Consider the following 19,119-nt stretch of genomic DNA (forward strand, 5'->3'; position numbering starts at 1 on the left):
TATCTGCTATTATAGCCATTTATTTTCTTTATACCAAGCCAATGCCTCCATTAAGCCTTTCTTCAAATCATATTTAGGTTGGTATTGTATGTGACGTTGGGCAGCAGAGATATCACAGCCCCAGTTTTCTGCTGTAAGTTCATTTAGCCTTTCCGGATATAATACAGGTATTGCTTTAGATTTTCTATACAGAAGCTCAAAAATAACGGCGATCGCTTTCACAATCCCTAAAGGAATGTGCATACGAAACATTCTCTTTTGGCTAAACTCTTTAAAAATTTTCGCCATATCATAACGGCTATATACCTGTCCGTCACTGAGGTTATACACCTGTTTTCCTCCCTGATCAAAACGGCAGGCATGAAGAATGGCCTGTACCAAGTCGGCAACATAAATGAAGCTAAGCTTCTGTGGCGAGCGGCCAACATATGCATCCATACCTCCGTTCATGGTTTTAAAAAGAATAAAGATATCCTTTTCACGGGGACCATATACTGCAGTAGGCCGCAAAATTGTTAGTGGATAATCTTTAAAGTCATTCAATATAAGTTCCGCTTTCTGCTTACTACGTCCATATGCTGTAACCGGATGATAGGGATTACCTTCATCAATCAGCATTGCATCATAGCGAACGGGACCAATAGCGGCCAAACTACTAACAAAAACAAATCTTTTGATGGGATTTTTTAATGAAAAACAAGCTGCTGCCAAACTTTTTGTATACACAACATTGACCTTTTCAAGATCTTCTTCACGTTTGGCACGTGTCATTGCCGCAGCATGAACTACATAGGAATAATTTTCAGCTTCCAACAATGTTCTGATAGATCCTTCATCAGAGAAATCTGGGTAAACAAACCTATCTACAACGGAGCGAATTTCTGAAACATCACTTGACTTTCTCACCGCAGCATGAACTTCCATCCCTGCCGCCTTCGCTGCTCTTGTCAAATGATAACCTACAAAACCACTCGCTCCGGTGATTAATATTTTTTCTATCATAATGATTTTTGATACAAACGATAACGTTTGTACAATTCTCCATTCATTTGCTCAATCGCGTGGTTCATCATATAATTGTGCTCCAACATCCATGAACATTCGGCCCCTTTAATATTGGAATCTTTTGATTCTTTTATAATTCGACCATATAAACACGCCTCAATACCTAGTTTACGGTAGTCTTCCAGCACCCCTAACATGAGTACGCGAAGCAAATTTATTTTTTTCCTTCCAAATAACAATTTAAAAATGCCCGTAGGAAGTAAACGACCCCGCTTCACCTTAATCAGGATCTGGTTAATATCCGGTATGCCCAGGCCAAAACCAACAAGTTCACCGTCTTTCTCAGCTACGATAGCAAACCGAGGATCCAGGATCATTTTTAGATCCTTGGCTGTATAATTAAACTCGTCTTCGGTCATGGGAACAAATCCCGAATTTTTATCCCATGCTCTATTGTAAATATCACGAACCCTTGCCGCCTCATTTTTAAAATCTTTCACATTGAACTGACGCAAGGTGATCCCAGATCTTTTCAGACGCTCCTCCAGCCTATCCAAAAGCAATACAGAACGCTTATCAGCAGATTTCTCCATCACCAAATAAGCGCGTAAGTCCACTTTATGACCATAGCCTGAATTGGTAATTAGATCGATGTAATAGGGTGAATTATACGGCATCATAGCTACAGGTGGCATATCAAAGCCTTCAACCAATAAACCTACAGTGTCATTGGTAGATAAGTTAATCGGCCCCACAATCGTATCACCACCTTTTGCTTTCACCCATTTTTCTGCTGTTTCAAACAATGCATTTGCGACCTCCTGATCATCTATACAGTCGAAAAATCCCCATTGCCCCTCATTCACGTGATTAAAGGCGTTATGGTTATTATTCCAGATTGCACAAATGCGGCCAACAATTTTATCGTTACGATAAGCTAGAAAAGGTTGTGCTTGAGAATGTTTATAAAAAGGATGCTTGTCAGGGGAAAGCAAATCGTTTTGTTCGAGAAATAAGGCCGGTACATAATTAGGATTTCCCTCATAAAGACTATGAGGGAAATCTATAAACAGCCGTCTTTGTTTCTTCGTTTCAACGGGTATAATCTGAATCATACGATTAGATTTTATATTAATGTTTCAACTTCAGCTTGTTTGAATACTTTAACCATCTTTTCAATAGCCTCGTCGATTTGGTCATAAGTATGTGTAGCCATCAATGAAAAACGAATTAAAGACTCTTCAGCAGGAACTGCCGGAGAAACAACCGGGTTGACAAAGACGCCATCATCTTGAAGCATTTTTGTTACCCAAAACGTTTTTTCATTGCTACGAATAAAGATCGGCAAAATTGGACTTTCCGTCGCACCTAGATCAAACCCATGATCCAATAACTGTGCTTTGGCATAATCTGTATTTTTCCATAATTTTTCAATGTGCTCTGGCTCATTTTGAATAATTTCCAATGCTTTCAATGTTGAAGCTACAGAAGCTGGAGTCATTGAAGCGCTGAACATCACCGAGCGCGCATTATGTTTTAAGAAATCAATTACATCGGCATCACCAGCTACAAAGCCACCTAAAGATGCTAAAGATTTACTAAAGGTACCCATGATCAAATCCACATCGTCATTAAGCCCAAAATGCGAAGCCGTACCAGCTCCTTTGTGACCAATAACACCTAAACTATGTGCATCATCAACCATTACTGCCGCATCAAACTCATTGGCAATAGTAGTAAGTTCAGGCAAATTAACAATATCACCTTCCATACTAAAGATACCATCCGTACAAATTAACTTCGCACTATCCTCAGGTAGGCGAGATAACTTTGCACGCAAGTCCTCCATATTGTTGTGACCGTACTTAATTACCTTAGAAAAAGATAATCGACTACCATCAATAATAGAGGCATGGTCGCGTTCATCTAATAAAATATAATCATTACGCCCCATGAGACAGGACAAAGGGCCAAGATTTGATTGAAATCCTGTACTAAAAAGAATAGCAGCTTCTTTACCCACATAAGCAGATAATTTTTCTTCCAGTTCTACGTGAATATCCAACGTACCGTTTAGAAAACGAGATCCAGCACATCCAGTACCATACTTTTCCAAAGCGTCTTGCGCTGCTTTTATAATACGTGCATCAGTCGTTAACCCTAAATAAGAGTTAGAACCAAACATCAATACACGTCTACCATCGATTTTTACCTCGGTATCTTGTTTTGATTGAATAGGTCTAAAATAGGCATATAAGCCTTTAGCTTTCAACTCCTCAACAATCTTAAATTGCGATATTTTTTCGCCTAACTTTCCTTTACTCATGCGATAAAAAGGTATTTCTAAAACTATTTCTAACTTTTAGATGTTATTGTAACAAACAAAATTATCGAACTGGACTTTTATATAAAAAACTCGGCCTCCGATGAAAAATCTGCTATATCCACAATGTAAGCTAAAATTCTACGTTGTATATATTCACAATAATTCCAAAAAAACGTTGCAAACATACGAAAACATAAGCTGACTTTCACTTAAATTTAGTCATATTTTTAAGACATCGTCCAAAACAGTTAATTTTATTTTAATACTACGCTAACATCCCTCCACATAATTCTACTTTAAAATAAGACAATTTTAATAATTATATTTGCGAACTTTAAATTATCCTATAATTAGTTACATTTAGGTTCATTGCAATAGCAATGGTGTAGACTTACTAATATACAACAATATATGGCTTTATCTTCAGATATCAATATAAAAAATAAAAAAGCTTCTTTTGAATATCACTTACTAGACAAGTACATAGCAGGAATTCGCCTATTGGGAACAGAAATAAAATCCATTCGCGAAGGCAAGGCAAATATCAACGATAGTTTCTGCAGTTTTTTTGAAGACGGACTCTACATTCGTAACATGCACATTGCCGAATACTCCATGGGTTCTTTCTATAATCACGAAGCAAAACGGGACCGTCAGCTGCTATTGACAAAAAGAGAATTAAAAAAATTGAAAGAAAAAGGGGAAGAACGTGGTTTTACCATCGTCCCTTTACGCATTTTTATCAGTCCACGTGGTTTCGCTAAAGTTGAAATTGCCTTGGCTCAGGGCAAAAAGGATTTCGACAAACGGGAAAACATTAAAGAAAGAGATGTCAAGCGTGAACTCGACCGTGTAATGAAATTCTAGGTTAACGCGCCAGGACATATGCGCCTGGCGTAATGCCCACTCTACTTTTAAAAAGCCGAACAAAATAGTTGACATCGTTAAACCCAGCACCATAGCAAGACTCCTTTACATTGCGGGTTAGCAAAAGCATCTTTTTTGCTACCTCAATACGCTGTTGGATCACATACTCCATAGGACTAAGCCCCAGCTCGCGGTTAAACATCCGCGTAAGGCTCGCCTTACTCATGTGAGCAGTCCGTTCGAGGAGTGCCATTGTAATTTTCTCCGTAATATGCTTCTGAATAAATTCCTGCAAATGTAGCAGAATTTTGTTGGGCGATTTACCAATTTTCAATGCTATCGATGACTGAGACTGCAATAACCGAATTGTAAGCTCTTTAAAGGCGAGATCGGCGAGCACATCTTTTAACGGATTTTCGCTGATAATAATCTGAAATAACTTATTCACCAAATCTGCGAGCTCCGTAGAATTATAGAGGTGAAAAAGGTCTGGATCAATACGCCACTGATTGACCTGCTCTTTGGGATAAAATTCATTCAAATAGTCTAAAACTGCCGCTATCTTCTCTTTATGAATCGTCAAAGCAGTACACTGCGTAGGCTTTTCTAAAGTGGCTTCAGGAAAATCGATGTGCATGCCAACAAGCGCGGGCAATACCATCATCTGCCCCGGCAGATAATCAAAAGCCTTTACATTATCCAAATGCATGATCTTCTTCCCTTGGATCATATTAATCATAACAAGATCATCGAAACACAAGGGCACCTGTTCAGAAACACGATACGTTTCGTAGATGTTAAGCTCTAGGCTATCTAACGTGAATGCGCGTCGGTTTTCCACTAATGTACTCAACTCCCGAGCCTGAGAAAGTGGCAATGTATGAATTAACTTCCTGTCTCCCATGATATACCAATTAAATAAATGGCTTTAGATCAAATATAACAAAAAAATGGAACGTCAGTTTTCACCCCTTTGAAACAATCGTGCTATGTTTTGGATCGATACTGCTACGGGATTGAATAATTGCTGGCTAACTTTGATAAGAAGGGAATAAAAATAATTAAAAATAACCCATATGAGCGCAATTAAAAGGCCATCGTTCAAAGAACGATATGACAACTACATTGGTGGTAAATTCGTCGCACCAGTACAAGGAAAATATTTTGATAACATCTCACCAGTAGACGGAAAGGTATTTACGCAAGTTGCCCATTCCACAAAAGAAGATCTGGATCTAGCTGTTGATACTGCAGCTAAAGCCTTTGAAACTTGGGGAAAGACATCAGCCACTGAACGGAGCATCATCCTAAATAAAATCGCCGACCGTATTGAAGCCAATTTAGAATATATCGCGGCCGTTGAGACCATAGACAACGGAAAGGCGGTACGCGAAACGCTAAATGCTGACATCCCCTTAGCAATTGATCATTTTCGATATTTTGCGGGTGTAATCCGAGCTGAGGAAGGTTCCATAAGTGAATTGGACAGTAACACCGTATCCTTGATTGTACACGAACCAATCGGGGTGATTGCACAGATTATTCCATGGAATTTCCCGATTCTAATGGCGGTATGGAAACTAGCTCCAGCGCTTGCTGCAGGGAATACTGTTGTACTAAAACCTGCTGAAAGCACACCGGCATCAATTCTTATTTTGATGGAAATAATTGGTGATTTGATTCCCGCGGGAGTGGTTAATATCGTCAACGGTTTCGGTGCGGAACTTGGTCGCGCCTTAGTCACCAACCCAAAGGTTTCCAAAGCAGCATTCACGGGTTCCACAGCAACAGGCCGTTTGGTGATGCAGTATGCCACTGAAAACATCATTCCAGTAACACTCGAACTCGGCGGAAAATCGCCAAATATTTTCTTCAGTTCGGTGATGGATGCCGATGACGCATTTTTGGATAAGGCGATCGAAGGCGCGGTGCTATTTGCACTCAATCAAGGAGAGATTTGTACATGTCCTTCACGTTTATTGGTACAGGAAGATATCTACGATAGATTTATAGCTAAAGTCGTTGATCGGGTCAATAAGATCAAAGTTGGAGACCCATTAGATCCATCAACCATGATGGGCGCTCAGGCATCAAAAATCCAAAAAGACAAGATCATGTCCTATATTAAACTAGGTAAAGAAGAAGGAGCAGAAGTGTTAACCGGTGGCGATGAAAACAATGTTGGCGAGGGCTTTGAAGATGGCTACTACATTAAGCCAACCCTATTCAAAGGCAATAATAAAATGCGGATTTTCCAGGAAGAAATATTTGGACCAGTACTGGCAGTCACTACCTTCAAAGATGAGGAGGAAGCAATTGCCATCGCCAACGATACAATGTATGGACTGGGAGCTGGTGTATGGACCAGAGATGCGCATCAGCTTTATCAGGTTCCACGTGCTATTCAGGCGGGCCGTGTTTGGGTAAATCAATATCATTCCTACCCTGCTGGAGCTCCGTTTGGTGGATACAAACAGTCAGGTATCGGACGGGAAAATCATAAAATGATGCTTGCACACTATAGACAGGCTAAAAACATGCTGATTTCCTACAGCAAAGAAAAACTTGGCTTCTTCTAATAGAACTTTAATCGTAAGCTGACACCGTACTAGGTGGCATCGTCAAACGCTATGCTACCTGGTACGCTTTAAAAACGCAATCGATCTTTCACGCTAAATTTGATGTGGGCTAATTTTAATAAACATGATCCAATTTTATTATGATAAATAGACTAGACGTTACGGATAAAGCAAAAGATCTTATTCATGAACTTGAAGCAAAACATGGTAAATTAATGTTCTACCAAGCGGGAGGTTGCTGTGAAGGTACTCAACCGCAGTGTTTTGAACAAGGAGGGTATTTTCCCCGTACAAATGACGCCATGATCGGACTAGCGGAAGGCTATGAATTCTGGGTTGATCGCGATCTCTTTGAGTATTGGAAACATGCACATTTCACATTAGACGTACTGGATGGCTTTGGCCCTGGAGGCTTCTCGCTGGAAACTCCACTGGGCAAAACCTTCAAAGTTCACTACAGACTGTTTACATCAGAAGAGCTCAATGAATTAAGCCCCGTCAAGAGAAACGAATAGAAAAACACGTAAATCCATAGAATCACAACCCTATCGGAGACAACAATCGAAATTCTTAGATTGATCTCTGCACAAAAAAAGGACCTTTATTACGGTCCTTTTTTATGTTATAAATTTTCAGAATTTTCGTCTTCTACCCTAAAATAGCCTTCGAATTCTATTCAATATCCAAACCTTCAAGTACTGGAATCGGCTGCTTATTTTCATCCAGGGCAACGAATGTAAAGACACCTTCTATTGCCAACTCTCTCCCCTCCCTGTACATATGCTCCAAAAATATCTCGACCTTCACCTTCAAGCTGGTACGGCCAACATGTTGAACTCTTGCGATAGCTTCTATAATACTTCCTGAAGGAATAGCTTTATTAAAGTCTATACGATCTGTTGATACAGTGACCAACGTTTTGCGACAAAATCGTGTTGCAGCCATAAACGACACTTCATCCATAATGGACATGGCCTTGCCGCCGAATAAAGTATCGTGATGATTCGTCAAAAACGGAAACACAGTGGTACAAACATGTGTTTCAGACAAATCAATACGTTCTTGTAAAGTCATTTATTGTTTTATTTAGTGGATTTAAGAGGAGACAAATGTAAATCAATCTCCTTTCAGTTGAGTCATTTTTATTCCATATTTTCGTTGATATCTACACCGATACCCTTCAATAAGAGCGACGCATTGAATATCTTGCACTCGCCAATCTTCAGCTTATAATCAAATAGCATCTGACCTTCATCAACACGAATATCAAAATGATAATTTTTGATATCCCCAGGAAATTCCTCTTGTAAACTAGACAGCTGTAAGTCGTGTGTTGCCACCATACCTTTACCATTTAACCGCACCAATTTCTTTATGATTGCCCGCGAACCGAGGTATTTATCCACCGAATTTGTACCCCGTAACATTTCATCAATCAGAAAAAAGCTATCGCTGTTTAGGGACACCGTATCTAATATGAATTTCATCCGATTCAGTTCCGCCTTAAAGGTAGACGTACTTTCATTCAGATTATCTTTGATCCGCATATAGGATATCAGTTTGTAAATCGGCAACTGAAAAGATGTTGCTGCAACAGTCGCCCCAGCATAGGCTAAAATGGCATTTATGCCCACGGTACGCAGAAAGGTACTTTTACCAGCCATGTTGGATCCCGTTACCAAAGCAATTCGATGATCCATACTGTTATAATCATTGGCGACTACCTGATTGATCGGAATCAAGGGATGATATAATCCTTGGGCATCGATCTTATCTTGCAACGGGTTATCCAAAATTATTGGATCAATATAGGTCGGATGATTTCGCTTCCAAATGGCAAGACTGGTTACCGCCTCTACTTTTGCCAAAGTATCGAATGAATTTAAAATTTCGTGCTCATATTTATTCTTCCAATCAACAATTGCCAATACCTGCCTAAAATCCCAAAGCAGAAATAAATTTAAAAAAATACCAACAAATACATTATTGCGGGCATCCAGATTGTTAATTAGACCTGCGAGCTTTTTAAATGCAAGGGATATCGAATCAGCACCCTGACGCTGTTTAAGTTCCCCGGCGATTCCAAGCATGGAAGAGGACTTCCACTCTTTGCTTTCAATCGATTGAATCGCTTCGGCATAGGAGCCTAGCACACCACCGATCTTGTCTATTCGAGAGGAAAACAGCCCCACACTTCCCGATTTGGCTAACGCCCATAGGATATGGAATAAGCCCAATAATGTTGCAATCCCAGCTAACTTTGGAACGAAAAAACTTCCCGCTAAAGCAAGTAAAAATAGAATGGGACCTGCTTTGATGTAGAAACGCATAAAACCGTTGCCGAATTGAAAATTACGATCCTGAAAGTAATTTGTTAAGAAAGCCTTGATGTCCAGTTTATGGTTCAGGTTTGCCAAAAGTTTAGCTTGAAAATCCCAAATCCACTCCGATTCGCTTTCCAGTTCCTGAGTCGCTTCCTGATTAAGGAGAATCTGATATTTTTGAAGCGGTTTATCCAGCCATGATGCCAAAAGATCGATCCCCTGTTTTGTGGTTGCACGATTTATCTGAGCAAATAAAGCATAGGTTCCAAAGACATCCATATCAGCGCTATATGGATGAGCGCCATCCTCAAAATGCTGGCCATGATCATACATATTTAACTCTCCTTCTGCCATAGCCTGCTCATTTGCCAAAACTTTAAGATAAGCTTCAAAATAATTTTTCTGAAGTTCCAGCTTGCTCTGCTTCCGCACGAGATAAGCGAACAAAAATAACAATGCAAAAAAACAGAAAAAGACCAACGGCAGGCTTTCGAGCTGAAAGGTATAAAATAATAACGCTCCCCCTCCCAGGATTACAAATAGGCGCGACAAACTCAATGTATTGACTTGCTTATTTAACTTGAGCACGGTTGAAGCTATTTCTTGATGCTTCTGATCATATAATATTGATGTTGGAGTCATAACGTCGATTTAGTCATTCATTTTAATTTAATCGAGTATCTTATCTATTTTTTATAAAAAGAGGGGCCATAGCTGCAGAGACCTTGGACGCATATTGAGCAGTTTGAAAAGCTTTACCAGGCTTGGTCTCCCACCAAAGGAACAAAACGAAAAGTATCCAGTTCGATACGGTCAAAATCATTCTCACCTACCCGGATAATGGTGACCATTTTCTGCGACTTTTCATCTCCGACAGGGATCACAAAAATTCCGCCCATTTTCAATTGCTTTAACATCACCTCGGGCACAAATGGTGCGCCCGCGGTCACGATTATCTTGTCATAAGGAGCGTGTTCTTCTATTCCCTTAGAGCCATCACCCAAAAAGAAATTAGGTTTATAGCCCATGTAGGGCAGTACCTGAATGGTTCGATGGTACAGATTTTCTTGGCGCTCGATGGTATATACTTCAGCACCAAGCTCCATGAGAATACAGGTTTGGTATCCAGACCCCGTCCCGATTTCCAATACTTTATCCCCTTTTTTCACGTGGAGTAATTCGGACTGATAGGCAACCGTATAAGGCTGTGAAATCGTCTGCCCATCACCAATTGGAAATGCAATATCCCGATAAGCCTGATTCCAGAAAGTTTCATCAAAGAAAAAATGACGTGGTACTTTTCCAATGGCATCCAAAACTTTTTGGTCTGCAATACCTCGGCTTTTTAGATGTTCCACCAATTTCTTACGGGCACCTTTCTCCCGATAATTATCAATAAACTTGTAGGCCATGATAATTCAAATTTACCTTTTAAAAGGCACATTCAGCAGAATTAATCACAATTAATTCAATACCAATACGGTACACATTTACTAGTCAAGTTGCTTTATTTTCCAAATCACTTGCTCTTATAACCAATGTACGTTGACCGCCCGAATTTGGTAGCGAACAAAACGACAAGTGCTTGTGGCTTAACTTAACCTAGAACGCCAATCTTTAAAACCTATACGGGCAATAGCTGGCTCTAATAGGGATCCACATCGACCTGAACACGTACGCCCGTATTGCTTTTATCTATTTCAAAATCCAGCAGAACCGAACGGATCAATTCCTTGACCTTTGCAATACTAATATTTGTACGTTCTATCTTTAAGGTGATGGTCTGGATAAAATTATTGCGCACCCGCGAAACCAATGGTGGTTCCGGCCCTAATACCCTCGCTCCCAGCTGCTGGCGCAATGCTGAAGCAAAACGATTGGCCGAATCATAGCATTTCTGAAAATCAGCATGTTTAATATCAATTCGGATGAGGCGGTAAAAAGGTGGATAAAGATAATTTTTTCGTTCTGTAATTTCAGTCATAAACATATCGTCATAATCGTTATTGACAACCTGCTCAAGCACTCTATGTTTGGTTGTATAACTTTGGATAATCACCCGGCCTCCAGCTTCACGACGACCAGCCCGGCCTGCAACTTGTGAAAACAGTGAAAAAGCACGTTCATAGGAACGAAAATCAGGAAAGTTGATAATGGTATCCGCGTTGATAACACCAATCAGACTTACCCTTCCAAAATCGAGTCCTTTAGCTACCATTTGCGTTCCAATAAGGACGTCGAATTCATGCTCATCAAAGGCTGTGATAATTTTATCAAATCCATATTTGCCTTTTGTGGAATCCAGATCCAAACGGCCGATTCGAATTTCCGGCATCAGAAGCTCAAGCTCCTCCTCCACCCGTTCTGTACCGAATCCTTTGCTTTCGATATGTGGCATCCCGCAGGCTGGACATACCCGCAATGGTGGTTCAACATGACCGCAATAATGACAGTGCATCATATTGGAACTCTTATGATAGGTTAAGCTGACATCACAGTTGACACATTTTGCGACAAATCCACAGGTATTACATTGGATCATGGTCGTATGTCCACGTCTATTTTGAAATAAAATAATCTGCTCCTTATTCTTTACAGCTTCTTCAATGGCCTTGAGCAAGGTACCTGAAAAATAGGAAAACATATTTTCTTTTCTCCCTTCTTCGGGGATATTTACCAGCTCAATAGTTGGTAACTGCGCATTACCGTATCGTTCCAGCAGTTGCACAAAACCGTACTTCTTCGCTTTGGCATTATAATAACTTTCCAGAGAAGGTGTGGCTGATCCTAAAAGTACCTTGGTCTGATGCAGAAAGCCTAGATAAATGGCGGTATCCCGAGCATGGTAACGTGGGGCTGGATCAAACTGTTTATAGGAGCTTTCGTGCTCTTCATCAACGATGATAATCCCTAAATCCTGAAAGGGGAGAAAAACTGACGAACGTGCTCCAATGACCACCTGGAACTCATTTTTCATCACTTTATGCCATACCTCGGCACGTTCATTATCATTAAATTTGGAGTGATACACCCCCAGTTTATCGCCAAAATGCAACTTTAAGCGCGCCGTAATCTGCGCTGTCAGCGCAATCTCGGGCAGTAGATAGAGGGCTGATTTTCCCGCAGCTATCGCCTGTTCTATCAGCCTTATATAAAGCTGTGTTTTTCCTGAAGCGGTAACACCATGCAACAGCGTCACTTCCTTATCCTCAAATGACTTCTTGATTTCATCATAAGCGCGTTGCTGATTTTCATTAAATTGAAAATTGGCATCCAATTCGATATCTTCCCCCTGAAACCGAGAGACAACCTTCTCTTTGATTTCAAAAACGCCTTTGTCAATCAAAGCTGTAATAGCGCCGTTGCCGCAGCCGGAGGCCTCGGTTAACATCGGCCGCGTAATCTCCTCCGTTTTTTTAACAAGTTGCATAAACGCCAATACGGCATCTTGCTGTTTTGGCGCGCGGTTTAGACTATCCAGTAGCGCTCTTTTAGCATCTTCATTTTTAAAATCAGGAGCCAAACGTAAAAATGCTTTGGTCTTAGGCTTATATCGCTCGGTAATTTCTTCAGAAATCAATACTATTCCCTTGTCAAATAATTGCTTTAAAATAGGAAAAACAGTTTTCTGCCCCAGCAATTTCACAATATCATTCACCTTAAGTTCGCCAGCCACCTCCAGTGCTTCAATAATAAGATATTCCTTATCTGAGAGCGTAGAACGATCAAACTCATCAGCAATCGAAGGAACCACTTTGGTCTCACTGGCCAACTTCAATGCTGCTGGGAGCGCCGCCTGCATCACTTCACCCAAGCTACACATATAATAATCGGCAAGCCAATCCCAAAGTTTAAACTGCGTCAAATTGACGATCGGATTTTCATCGATAATGTCCAAAATATATTTTGCTTCATAGTGCTTTGGTGCTTCCCGGCTTATTGACTTAACAAGGGCTGAATAGATCTTATTTCTTCCAAATTGCACAATGACCCGTACTCCTAGCTGCACACGATCGTTCCAGTCGGCCGGAATACGATAGGTATATGTTCTTGCTAACGCTAGTGGTAAGACCACATCAACAAACAGCGTATCTCTTTCACTAAAAATCGTAGATTGTGGATTGGACATAAATTCAAATTATGGTATAAAAGTACAAAAAAACCTTCACGAAAGAGATCGAACAACTCTAGCGATGATCGAAACCAACATCTCTTAACACTGTCGTATAAGCGAAATCAAAACAAAAAAATAATACATTCATAATGTAACTATAACCTAAAAGAGCCTTCCCCAAATCTATCCGGGAAGGCTCCTTATATTTTAGATACACGAATCGATCTGTATCGAGTGATGCAATTAGCACATGAAATTATGACTTGTTCTTCAGTGCCGCAATAAATAACGCTACCCAACCGATGATAAACGAAAGACCTCCTAAAGGTGTAATAGGGCCCAAAATCGATGGATTACCAAAACCAGTTATTGCTCGTATACTCAAAATATACAGGGATCCTGAAAAAAATAGAATACCAATGAGAAAAGCAATAAACGATACTTTAATCGAATACGTCTTGGCCCGTGAAAAAGTGGATAAAAATAACAAAGCAAAGGTATGATAGAAATGATACTGATTGGCCGTTTTCCAAGTTTCAATATGATATGTACTTACCTTTCCTTCTAGACCATGAGCACCAAAGGCACCTAATATTACAGCTAACGCTCCCAACAAAGAAGCGGCTAAAATGATTTTCTTATTCATTATGTTATTTGAATGCTGAAAATGAGTTTCTAGCGATAAATGTATTAAAAACCGATCAAAATAAGGAATTTTTTGTTAAATTTATATTACAAAGGCGCGTTATAGGCACGATTTTCTATCTCTTCCCATATATTTTTATTAGGTTTGTTTCTACGTATGGGTCTTCATGAGCATTATGCTGCTCAATGGGTTATTGAAAGACGTACAATGATTTTATCTCCATGAGAAACATTGGCTTCATGAATGCTTCATCGCCATTAAAAATTCGAGTTTAACGTACGCTATTGCCTGCGGAAATAGCGTACTCATACATATTTGTTCTGATGAAATTTACATTAATCATATCGACGTTAAGTTAGCAACGATATAAATCAATTTATCAGCCATAGAAAAAAATAAAAAGGATGAAAAAAACAATCATCATCACTGTGATATTATTCATCGCGGTCATCGCGGCCACGATCTACCTTTTCGGAGATTTTAATAAAAATAACAAACAAGATTCTAAAGCCTTACAATACCTTCCCGAAAATACATTAGCTATTGCTTCCTTTACAAATGATCAAACGGTGGATACGATCTTTAACGACTATGAGCTTTTTAAAGCAATTATTGGCCAGCAAAATTTCAGTCACCTCAAACGCCTGAAAGAAGATTTATTGCAGAATGATCAGCTTGCACCATTAGTAGAAGGACAGCAGATACTGCTCTCTTTTCATCAGGAAAAAGAGCTAATTACACCTTTGTATAGCGTCCAGGTGGGGCAAAGTTTAGATAATAAAACCTTAGCAACGTTACTTGGCAACGTCGGGAAAAATTATAAAATACAACCCTTTGATACCTTAGGGCACAGATTTTATGGGCTTAACCAAGGCACTAAAGACAGTACACTTTATTGCTCGTATTTTCACGAAATTATTTTTGCTAGCTATTCCAAAAAAGTACTCGCTCAGATCTTCGACAAAAATGTAAAGAAAATAAATACAAAACAGATTGAGTTTTTTGTCAATCACAACAATAAAAACACTCCCCTAAGTCTCTATTTTTTCAATGAACAATTGTCGCAAATTGCTCGAATATTGATGAAATCCAAATTTGGCACTTATCTCAACTTAATCGATTCGCTGAAAGGACAAACCTCCTGGAACATGAATTTTAAAAAGGATGCATTTATCTTTAAAGGTGAAACTGCACTTACGGACAGCAAAAATAGCTACCTACAGTTATTTGCTACACAGACCGCTCAGGTGCAGGCATTGGGTAATTATCTTCCTAAAAATGCAGCATCTTATATCGACTTTAGCATTTCAGATCCGCATAGTTTTCGCAGTGGATTGAAAGCTTTATTTGTACAACAAAAAGAAGACAGTCGATTAGCAAAGAGCATAAAAAACTTTGAAGACGACAGTCAAGTATCATTTGACAGTATCATCGCTCCCATATTCAATGATGAATTTGCGCTTGCAGAATTGGACAACCAGGATGCTATCGGTTTGATCAGTATTTCAGATTCGACACAATTTGCAGATAACCTCAAAAAATTCAGTACTGCTGTTGGCGATTCGATCTATCAATTTAAATATTCGAATCTTTTATATGCACTCTTTGGTGAACCGTTCAAGAGTTTTAACCGCCCCTATTTCACCGTTGTTGACAATATTATGGTGATAGCCAGCCGAACAGGGATCTTGAGAGACTATCGCGAATCTTTCCAGGAGAAGCAATTTCTGTCGGGAACGGCGATTTTCAAAAATCATGCAGCATTACAGAACAGTCGTAGTAATGTGACATTTTATTTAGAACCTAAAGCGGGTAAGAGCACTATTTTGGGTAACTTAAAAACCGAGTTTGCAAAGAATTTTAGAGATGAGGAGGAATATGGCTTTCAGAATTTTTATTCGTGGTCCTATCAGCTCAGCGGCAATCAAGGCTCATTTTCCTCCAGTTTATACGCCCTCTTTAAAAGCGATACGCGATTGGGGGGCAAACCTGAGTGGACGGTGCAGCTCGAAAGCCGGATTATTAATAAGCCTTGGATTTTCGATCAAGATGGAAAGAACAAATTTATCCTGATTCAAGAACAAGATCATACCGTACACGCCTTCTCTCCGGATGGAAAAGAACTGTGGCAAAACCTTTTTCAAGGTGAAATTTTGGGCGAACCTATACAGTTACAGGATCTCAGTATTATCGCTGTAACAAAAAACCGATTGTACCGCTTTATGCCCGATGGGAAAAGTATGACCGGTTTTTCGGTTGAACTACCGGCGAAGGCAACCTACGGAGCCACACTCGCTAACTTCAATAAAGAACAACGCATTTACATTCCAGCGACAGATCGAATCTTGGCGTATACCTTAGCTGGTAAAAAAGTAGAAGGCTTTGAAAACAATTCTGTGGATGGCCGAATTATATTTGATTTAAAAACCACCACCTTGGGCCAGACAAATTACATCATTGCAGGTACAAGCACGGCTTCGGTCTATTTCTTTGATCAAAACGGTAAAATTATCCGTAAAAAGACATTGGATACGGATGGGGAAAGTGTCAAAAATCCAATTGGCTTAATGGCTGCATCCGATGAAAAAAATTCTTTCATTTATTTAGCAGACAATAAAGGCAGTATTTTCAAAGTACCATTTGAGGGTGATGCAAAAAAAATTAAATTAGGCGAATGGAGCAGAGATGCTTTCTTTAATTTCGAAGATATTAGCGGTGGTGCTGATAGAGACTTTGTCATACTGTCCAAAAACAAGCTGAATGCATATAGCGCACGAGACTCTTCTTCCTACTTTGAATATAAATTTATCGAAGATGCCAGTAATAGACCGTTGTTTTTTAAACGAATAGGAAAATCTGACATCATAGGGGTTGGTACTGACAACCGCATGATTTATGTTTTTGGGTCTGATGGTTTGGTTCAGGAGGGATTCCCGGTAGAAGGCTTCTCGAAGTTCTATTATGGACCAATTAACTATGGCGACAATGCCAATTATCTAATCTGTATGAAGCGCGATTTTAAAGTCTATGTATATAAGTTTTAAAACACTGGAAATCAATTTTTTAAAACAACCCTCAAATGCAATAAGGTGTGAAAAGATCTTTACAAAAAATTTGTCTAATCTAATTTTTTTATAGTAGGTTTGCAGACTTAATATAACTATGCTAAAATCAGAAGAATTAAAAGAATTATTGGCTAAACCAAAACGTATTGTAATTACAACGCACTACAAACCAGATGGAGACGCATTAGGCTCATCGTTAGGGTTATATTTTTGGTTGGTCGCAAAAGGACACCACGTAAATCTGATTGTGCCTTCAGACTTTCCTGCCTTTTTGGATTGGTTGCCAGGCTTAGAAAATGTACAAATTTATACGCAGGATATGAATCTGCACAATCAACAGATTGATGCGGCTGAATTCATTTTCTGCTTAGATTTTAATGGCCTTGCGCGTATTCACGACATGGCCGATCCCATTCGCCAAGCGAAAGGAATCAAATGCATGATTGATCATCATTTAGATCCAGAAGGATTTGAAGACTATGCCTTTTGGGATCCATCTGCAGCAGCTACAGCACAATTGATCTATCGCTTCCTAACCCATGAGATGGAAGATTCGGAACATATCAGTGCAGACATGGCCACCTGTCTTTACACGGGTATTATGACCGACACCGGTTCATTCCGCTTTCGTTCTACCACAGCCGAAATCCACCGTATTATAGCAACCCTCATCGATTGTGGTGCGCAAAACTGGGCGATACACGAAGAGATTTACAATAGTTCCTCTGAAAGCCGTCTTAAATTCTTAGGATTCTGCTTGCTTAATCGATTGGAAGTCATCCATGAATATAATACGGCTATTATCCATGTGACAAAAACGGACCTCACTCAGTTCGAAGTAATCACAGGTGATACGGAAGGATTGGTCAACTATGCACTCTCTATTAAAGGAATTCGATTGGCAGCTTTAATTATTGACAGAAATGAACAAATTAAACTATCTTTGCGTTCGATTGGAGAAGTTCCTTGCAATGAGATCTGTAAATTGTATTTTAATGGGGGTGGGCATCTTAATGCTTCAGGTGGTAATTCAAAAGAAAGCTTAGAAGCGGTGGTTACCAAATTCAGATCGATTTTACCAAATTATAAAGAAATATTAACAAAATAAGATATAGTAACATACATTAGAAAATGAAGAAAGCAATTCTATTTTTCGCGGCTGCCGGTCTTTTGATGACGTCATGCCAAAAATTCAAAAAGGCTGAAGGCGGTCTTGAGTATAAAATCGTAGATGATAATGCAAAAGAAAAAGCGGTATCGGGCGATTTATTAGCACTTGACATGGTTGTGAAAACGGACAGAGATTCTACAATGCAGAGTACCTATGACATGGGAGTCCCTCAGATCGTTCAATTATATCCAGATAGTATTATTGCAAAAAACCCAGGTGACCCTACAGGTTTATTCAAATACGTAGGTGAAGGCGATAGCTTGGTTTTCAAAATCAACTTGGATTCTATGGCTGCTAAAACACACCAACCAAAACCAGAATTCGCGGATAAATTCATCATTTACTCGATAAAGGTCAAAAAACATTTCAAAAAAGGAAAGTTGACCGATCAACAATTGGGTGAACAAGTTCAGAAATACTTTGAAGAAGAATTGAACAAGCATAAAACTGCAGAGCCTGCAAAATTGGAAAAATACATCAAGGATAAAAACTTGAAAACAACCAAAACAGCTTCAGGTCTTCAATATGTAATTACGAAACCCGGAACAGGCGCAAATGCTAAAGTAGGTGATTCTGTCCATGTAAACTACGTAGGTTCATTGACCACTGGAAAAGTATTTGATACAAACCTTCCTGATGTAGCTAAAAAAGAGAAAATCTTCAATGCACAACGTCCTTACGAAGCATTAAAATTCCAATTAGGTGTTGACGGAGTAATCCCAGGTTGGACTGAAGCTTTTCAATTGTTTAACAAAGGAACGAAAGCAACTTTAGTAATCCCTTCATCTTTGGCTTACGGCGATCGCCCTTCTGGTATAATTCCTCCATACGCTCCTTTAGTATTTGAAGTAGAAGTATTGGATATCAAACCTGGAAAAGTTCCAGCGCCAACAGCAACAACTCCTGGTATGGTAGCACCTACGGGAACGACTGCTCCAGCTACAACAGCTCCAGCAACGAAAAAGTAATTTAACGGTATATTTTAATACAATAAAAAAAGCGGTTTCATTAAGTTGAAACCG

At 39.5% G+C, this 19,119-nt stretch carries 15 protein-coding genes; 6 read left to right on the plus strand and 9 right to left on the minus strand.

The window, feature by feature from the left end:
* Positions 1–9 precede the first annotated feature (9 nt).
* From VXM68_RS01855 to VXM68_RS01865, 3 genes are read right to left on the minus strand one after another with little or no spacing between them, the layout of a single operon-like run.
* Positions 10–1,002 (minus strand): NAD-dependent epimerase/dehydratase family protein, encoded by a 993-nt coding sequence (locus tag VXM68_RS01855; RefSeq protein WP_367210267.1) that lies wholly within the window; start codon positions 1,000–1,002, stop codon positions 10–12.
* Positions 999–2,120, minus strand: coding sequence for a hypothetical protein (locus tag VXM68_RS01860; protein ID WP_293956745.1), 1,122 nt, complete (start codon positions 2,118–2,120; stop codon positions 999–1,001). Before VXM68_RS01860 ends, VXM68_RS01855 begins: the two co-directional genes overlap by 4 nt.
* 11 nt (positions 2,121–2,131) lie before the next feature.
* The gene (locus tag VXM68_RS01865) at positions 2,132–3,331 is read right to left on the minus strand and encodes an aminotransferase class I/II-fold pyridoxal phosphate-dependent enzyme (RefSeq protein WP_367210268.1); all 1,200 of its coding nucleotides are present in this window, start codon (positions 3,329–3,331) and stop codon (positions 2,132–2,134) included.
* Between the two features lie 411 nt (positions 3,332–3,742).
* Between VXM68_RS01865 and smpB the strand changes: the two genes are divergently transcribed.
* The gene (gene smpB / locus VXM68_RS01870; protein ID WP_209580610.1) at positions 3,743–4,198 is read left to right on the plus strand and encodes an SsrA-binding protein SmpB; all 456 of its coding nucleotides are present in this window, start codon (positions 3,743–3,745) and stop codon (positions 4,196–4,198) included.
* Between the two features lies 1 nt (position 4,199).
* On the opposite strand, the gene VXM68_RS01875 is transcribed toward smpB, so the two are convergent.
* Positions 4,200–5,102: an AraC family transcriptional regulator N-terminal domain-containing protein gene (locus VXM68_RS01875; protein ID WP_367210270.1), complete on the minus strand. Its 903-nt coding sequence runs from the start codon at positions 5,100–5,102 to the stop codon at positions 4,200–4,202.
* Positions 5,103–5,274: 172 nt separating this feature from the next.
* Here VXM68_RS01875 and VXM68_RS01880 point away from each other — a divergent pair, with 172 nt between their 5' ends.
* Positions 5,275–6,777 carry an aldehyde dehydrogenase family protein gene (locus VXM68_RS01880; protein ID WP_367210271.1) on the plus strand — a complete coding sequence of 501 codons (1,503 nt, stop codon included), beginning with the start codon at positions 5,275–5,277 and terminating at the stop codon, positions 6,775–6,777.
* Positions 6,778–6,917: 140 nt separating this feature from the next.
* Positions 6,918–7,292, plus strand: a complete 375-nt coding sequence (locus VXM68_RS01885; protein ID WP_293956749.1) for a DUF779 domain-containing protein — start codon at positions 6,918–6,920, stop codon at positions 7,290–7,292.
* 157 nt (positions 7,293–7,449) lie between these two features.
* On the opposite strand, the gene VXM68_RS01890 is transcribed toward VXM68_RS01885, so the two are convergent.
* From VXM68_RS01890 to VXM68_RS01910, 5 genes are all read right to left on the minus strand, one after another.
* Positions 7,450–7,851, minus strand: a complete 402-nt coding sequence (locus tag VXM68_RS01890) for an acyl-CoA thioesterase (protein WP_293956750.1) — start codon at positions 7,849–7,851, stop codon at positions 7,450–7,452.
* Between the two features lie 68 nt (positions 7,852–7,919).
* Complete coding sequence (locus VXM68_RS01895) at positions 7,920–9,743, minus strand: DNA mismatch repair protein MutS (RefSeq protein WP_367210272.1); 1,824 nt, start codon at positions 9,741–9,743, stop codon at positions 7,920–7,922.
* A gap of 113 nt (positions 9,744–9,856) precedes the next feature.
* Positions 9,857–10,513 carry a protein-L-isoaspartate(D-aspartate) O-methyltransferase gene (locus VXM68_RS01900; protein WP_293956753.1) on the minus strand — a complete coding sequence of 219 codons (657 nt, stop codon included), beginning with the start codon at positions 10,511–10,513 and terminating at the stop codon, positions 9,857–9,859.
* 233 nt (positions 10,514–10,746) lie between these two features.
* Positions 10,747–13,230 carry a primosomal protein N' gene (gene priA / locus VXM68_RS01905; RefSeq protein WP_367210273.1) on the minus strand — a complete coding sequence of 828 codons (2,484 nt, stop codon included), beginning with the start codon at positions 13,228–13,230 and terminating at the stop codon, positions 10,747–10,749.
* A 241-nt stretch (positions 13,231–13,471) separates the two neighbouring features.
* The gene (locus VXM68_RS01910; RefSeq protein ID WP_293956755.1) at positions 13,472–13,861 is read right to left on the minus strand and encodes a DUF423 domain-containing protein; all 390 of its coding nucleotides are present in this window, start codon (positions 13,859–13,861) and stop codon (positions 13,472–13,474) included.
* A gap of 404 nt (positions 13,862–14,265) precedes the next feature.
* On the opposite strand from VXM68_RS01910, the gene VXM68_RS01915 reads away from it, so the two are divergent.
* The 3 genes from VXM68_RS01915 (at position 14,266) to VXM68_RS01925 (ending at position 19,065) form a co-directional block, all read left to right on the plus strand.
* Positions 14,266–16,905, plus strand: a complete 2,640-nt coding sequence (locus VXM68_RS01915; RefSeq protein ID WP_367210274.1) for a hypothetical protein — start codon at positions 14,266–14,268, stop codon at positions 16,903–16,905.
* Between the two features lie 118 nt (positions 16,906–17,023).
* Positions 17,024–18,034, plus strand: a complete 1,011-nt coding sequence (locus VXM68_RS01920) for a DHH family phosphoesterase (RefSeq protein WP_293956758.1) — start codon at positions 17,024–17,026, stop codon at positions 18,032–18,034.
* A 23-nt stretch (positions 18,035–18,057) separates the two neighbouring features.
* A complete protein-coding gene (locus VXM68_RS01925; protein ID WP_293956759.1) occupies positions 18,058–19,065 on the plus strand; it encodes an FKBP-type peptidyl-prolyl cis-trans isomerase in 1,008 nt (335 codons plus the stop codon).
* Positions 19,066–19,119: the final 54 nt, after the last annotated feature.

The sequence above is a fragment of the Sphingobacterium sp. R2 genome, from assembly GCF_040760075.1.
Lineage (GTDB): Bacteria > Bacteroidota > Bacteroidia > Sphingobacteriales > Sphingobacteriaceae > Sphingobacterium.

Excerpts from the sequence above, each read along its gene's own strand:
- VXM68_RS01855 (WP_367210267.1), bottom strand. The coding sequence starts at position 1,002 with ATGATAGAAAAAATATTAATCACCGGAGCGAGTGGTTTTGTAGGTTAT.
- VXM68_RS01860 (WP_293956745.1), bottom strand. The coding sequence starts at position 2,120 with ATGATTCAGATTATACCCGTTGAAACGAAGAAACAAAGACGGCTGTTT.
- VXM68_RS01865 (WP_367210268.1), bottom strand. The coding sequence starts at position 3,331 with ATGAGTAAAGGAAAGTTAGGCGAAAAAATATCGCAATTTAAGATTGTT.
- smpB (WP_209580610.1), top strand. The coding sequence starts at position 3,743 with ATGGCTTTATCTTCAGATATCAATATAAAAAATAAAAAAGCTTCTTTT.
- VXM68_RS01875 (WP_367210270.1), bottom strand. The coding sequence starts at position 5,102 with ATGGGAGACAGGAAGTTAATTCATACATTGCCACTTTCTCAGGCTCGG.
- VXM68_RS01880 (WP_367210271.1), top strand. The coding sequence starts at position 5,275 with ATGAGCGCAATTAAAAGGCCATCGTTCAAAGAACGATATGACAACTAC.
- VXM68_RS01885 (WP_293956749.1), top strand. The coding sequence starts at position 6,918 with ATGATAAATAGACTAGACGTTACGGATAAAGCAAAAGATCTTATTCAT.
- VXM68_RS01890 (WP_293956750.1), bottom strand. The coding sequence starts at position 7,851 with ATGACTTTACAAGAACGTATTGATTTGTCTGAAACACATGTTTGTACC.
- VXM68_RS01895 (WP_367210272.1), bottom strand. The coding sequence starts at position 9,743 with ATGACTCCAACATCAATATTATATGATCAGAAGCATCAAGAAATAGCT.
- VXM68_RS01900 (WP_293956753.1), bottom strand. The coding sequence starts at position 10,513 with ATGGCCTACAAGTTTATTGATAATTATCGGGAGAAAGGTGCCCGTAAG.
- priA (WP_367210273.1), bottom strand. The coding sequence starts at position 13,230 with ATGTCCAATCCACAATCTACGATTTTTAGTGAAAGAGATACGCTGTTT.
- VXM68_RS01910 (WP_293956755.1), bottom strand. The coding sequence starts at position 13,861 with ATGAATAAGAAAATCATTTTAGCCGCTTCTTTGTTGGGAGCGTTAGCT.
- VXM68_RS01915 (WP_367210274.1), top strand. The coding sequence starts at position 14,266 with ATGAAAAAAACAATCATCATCACTGTGATATTATTCATCGCGGTCATC.
- VXM68_RS01920 (WP_293956758.1), top strand. The coding sequence starts at position 17,024 with ATGCTAAAATCAGAAGAATTAAAAGAATTATTGGCTAAACCAAAACGT.
- VXM68_RS01925 (WP_293956759.1), top strand. The coding sequence starts at position 18,058 with ATGAAGAAAGCAATTCTATTTTTCGCGGCTGCCGGTCTTTTGATGACG.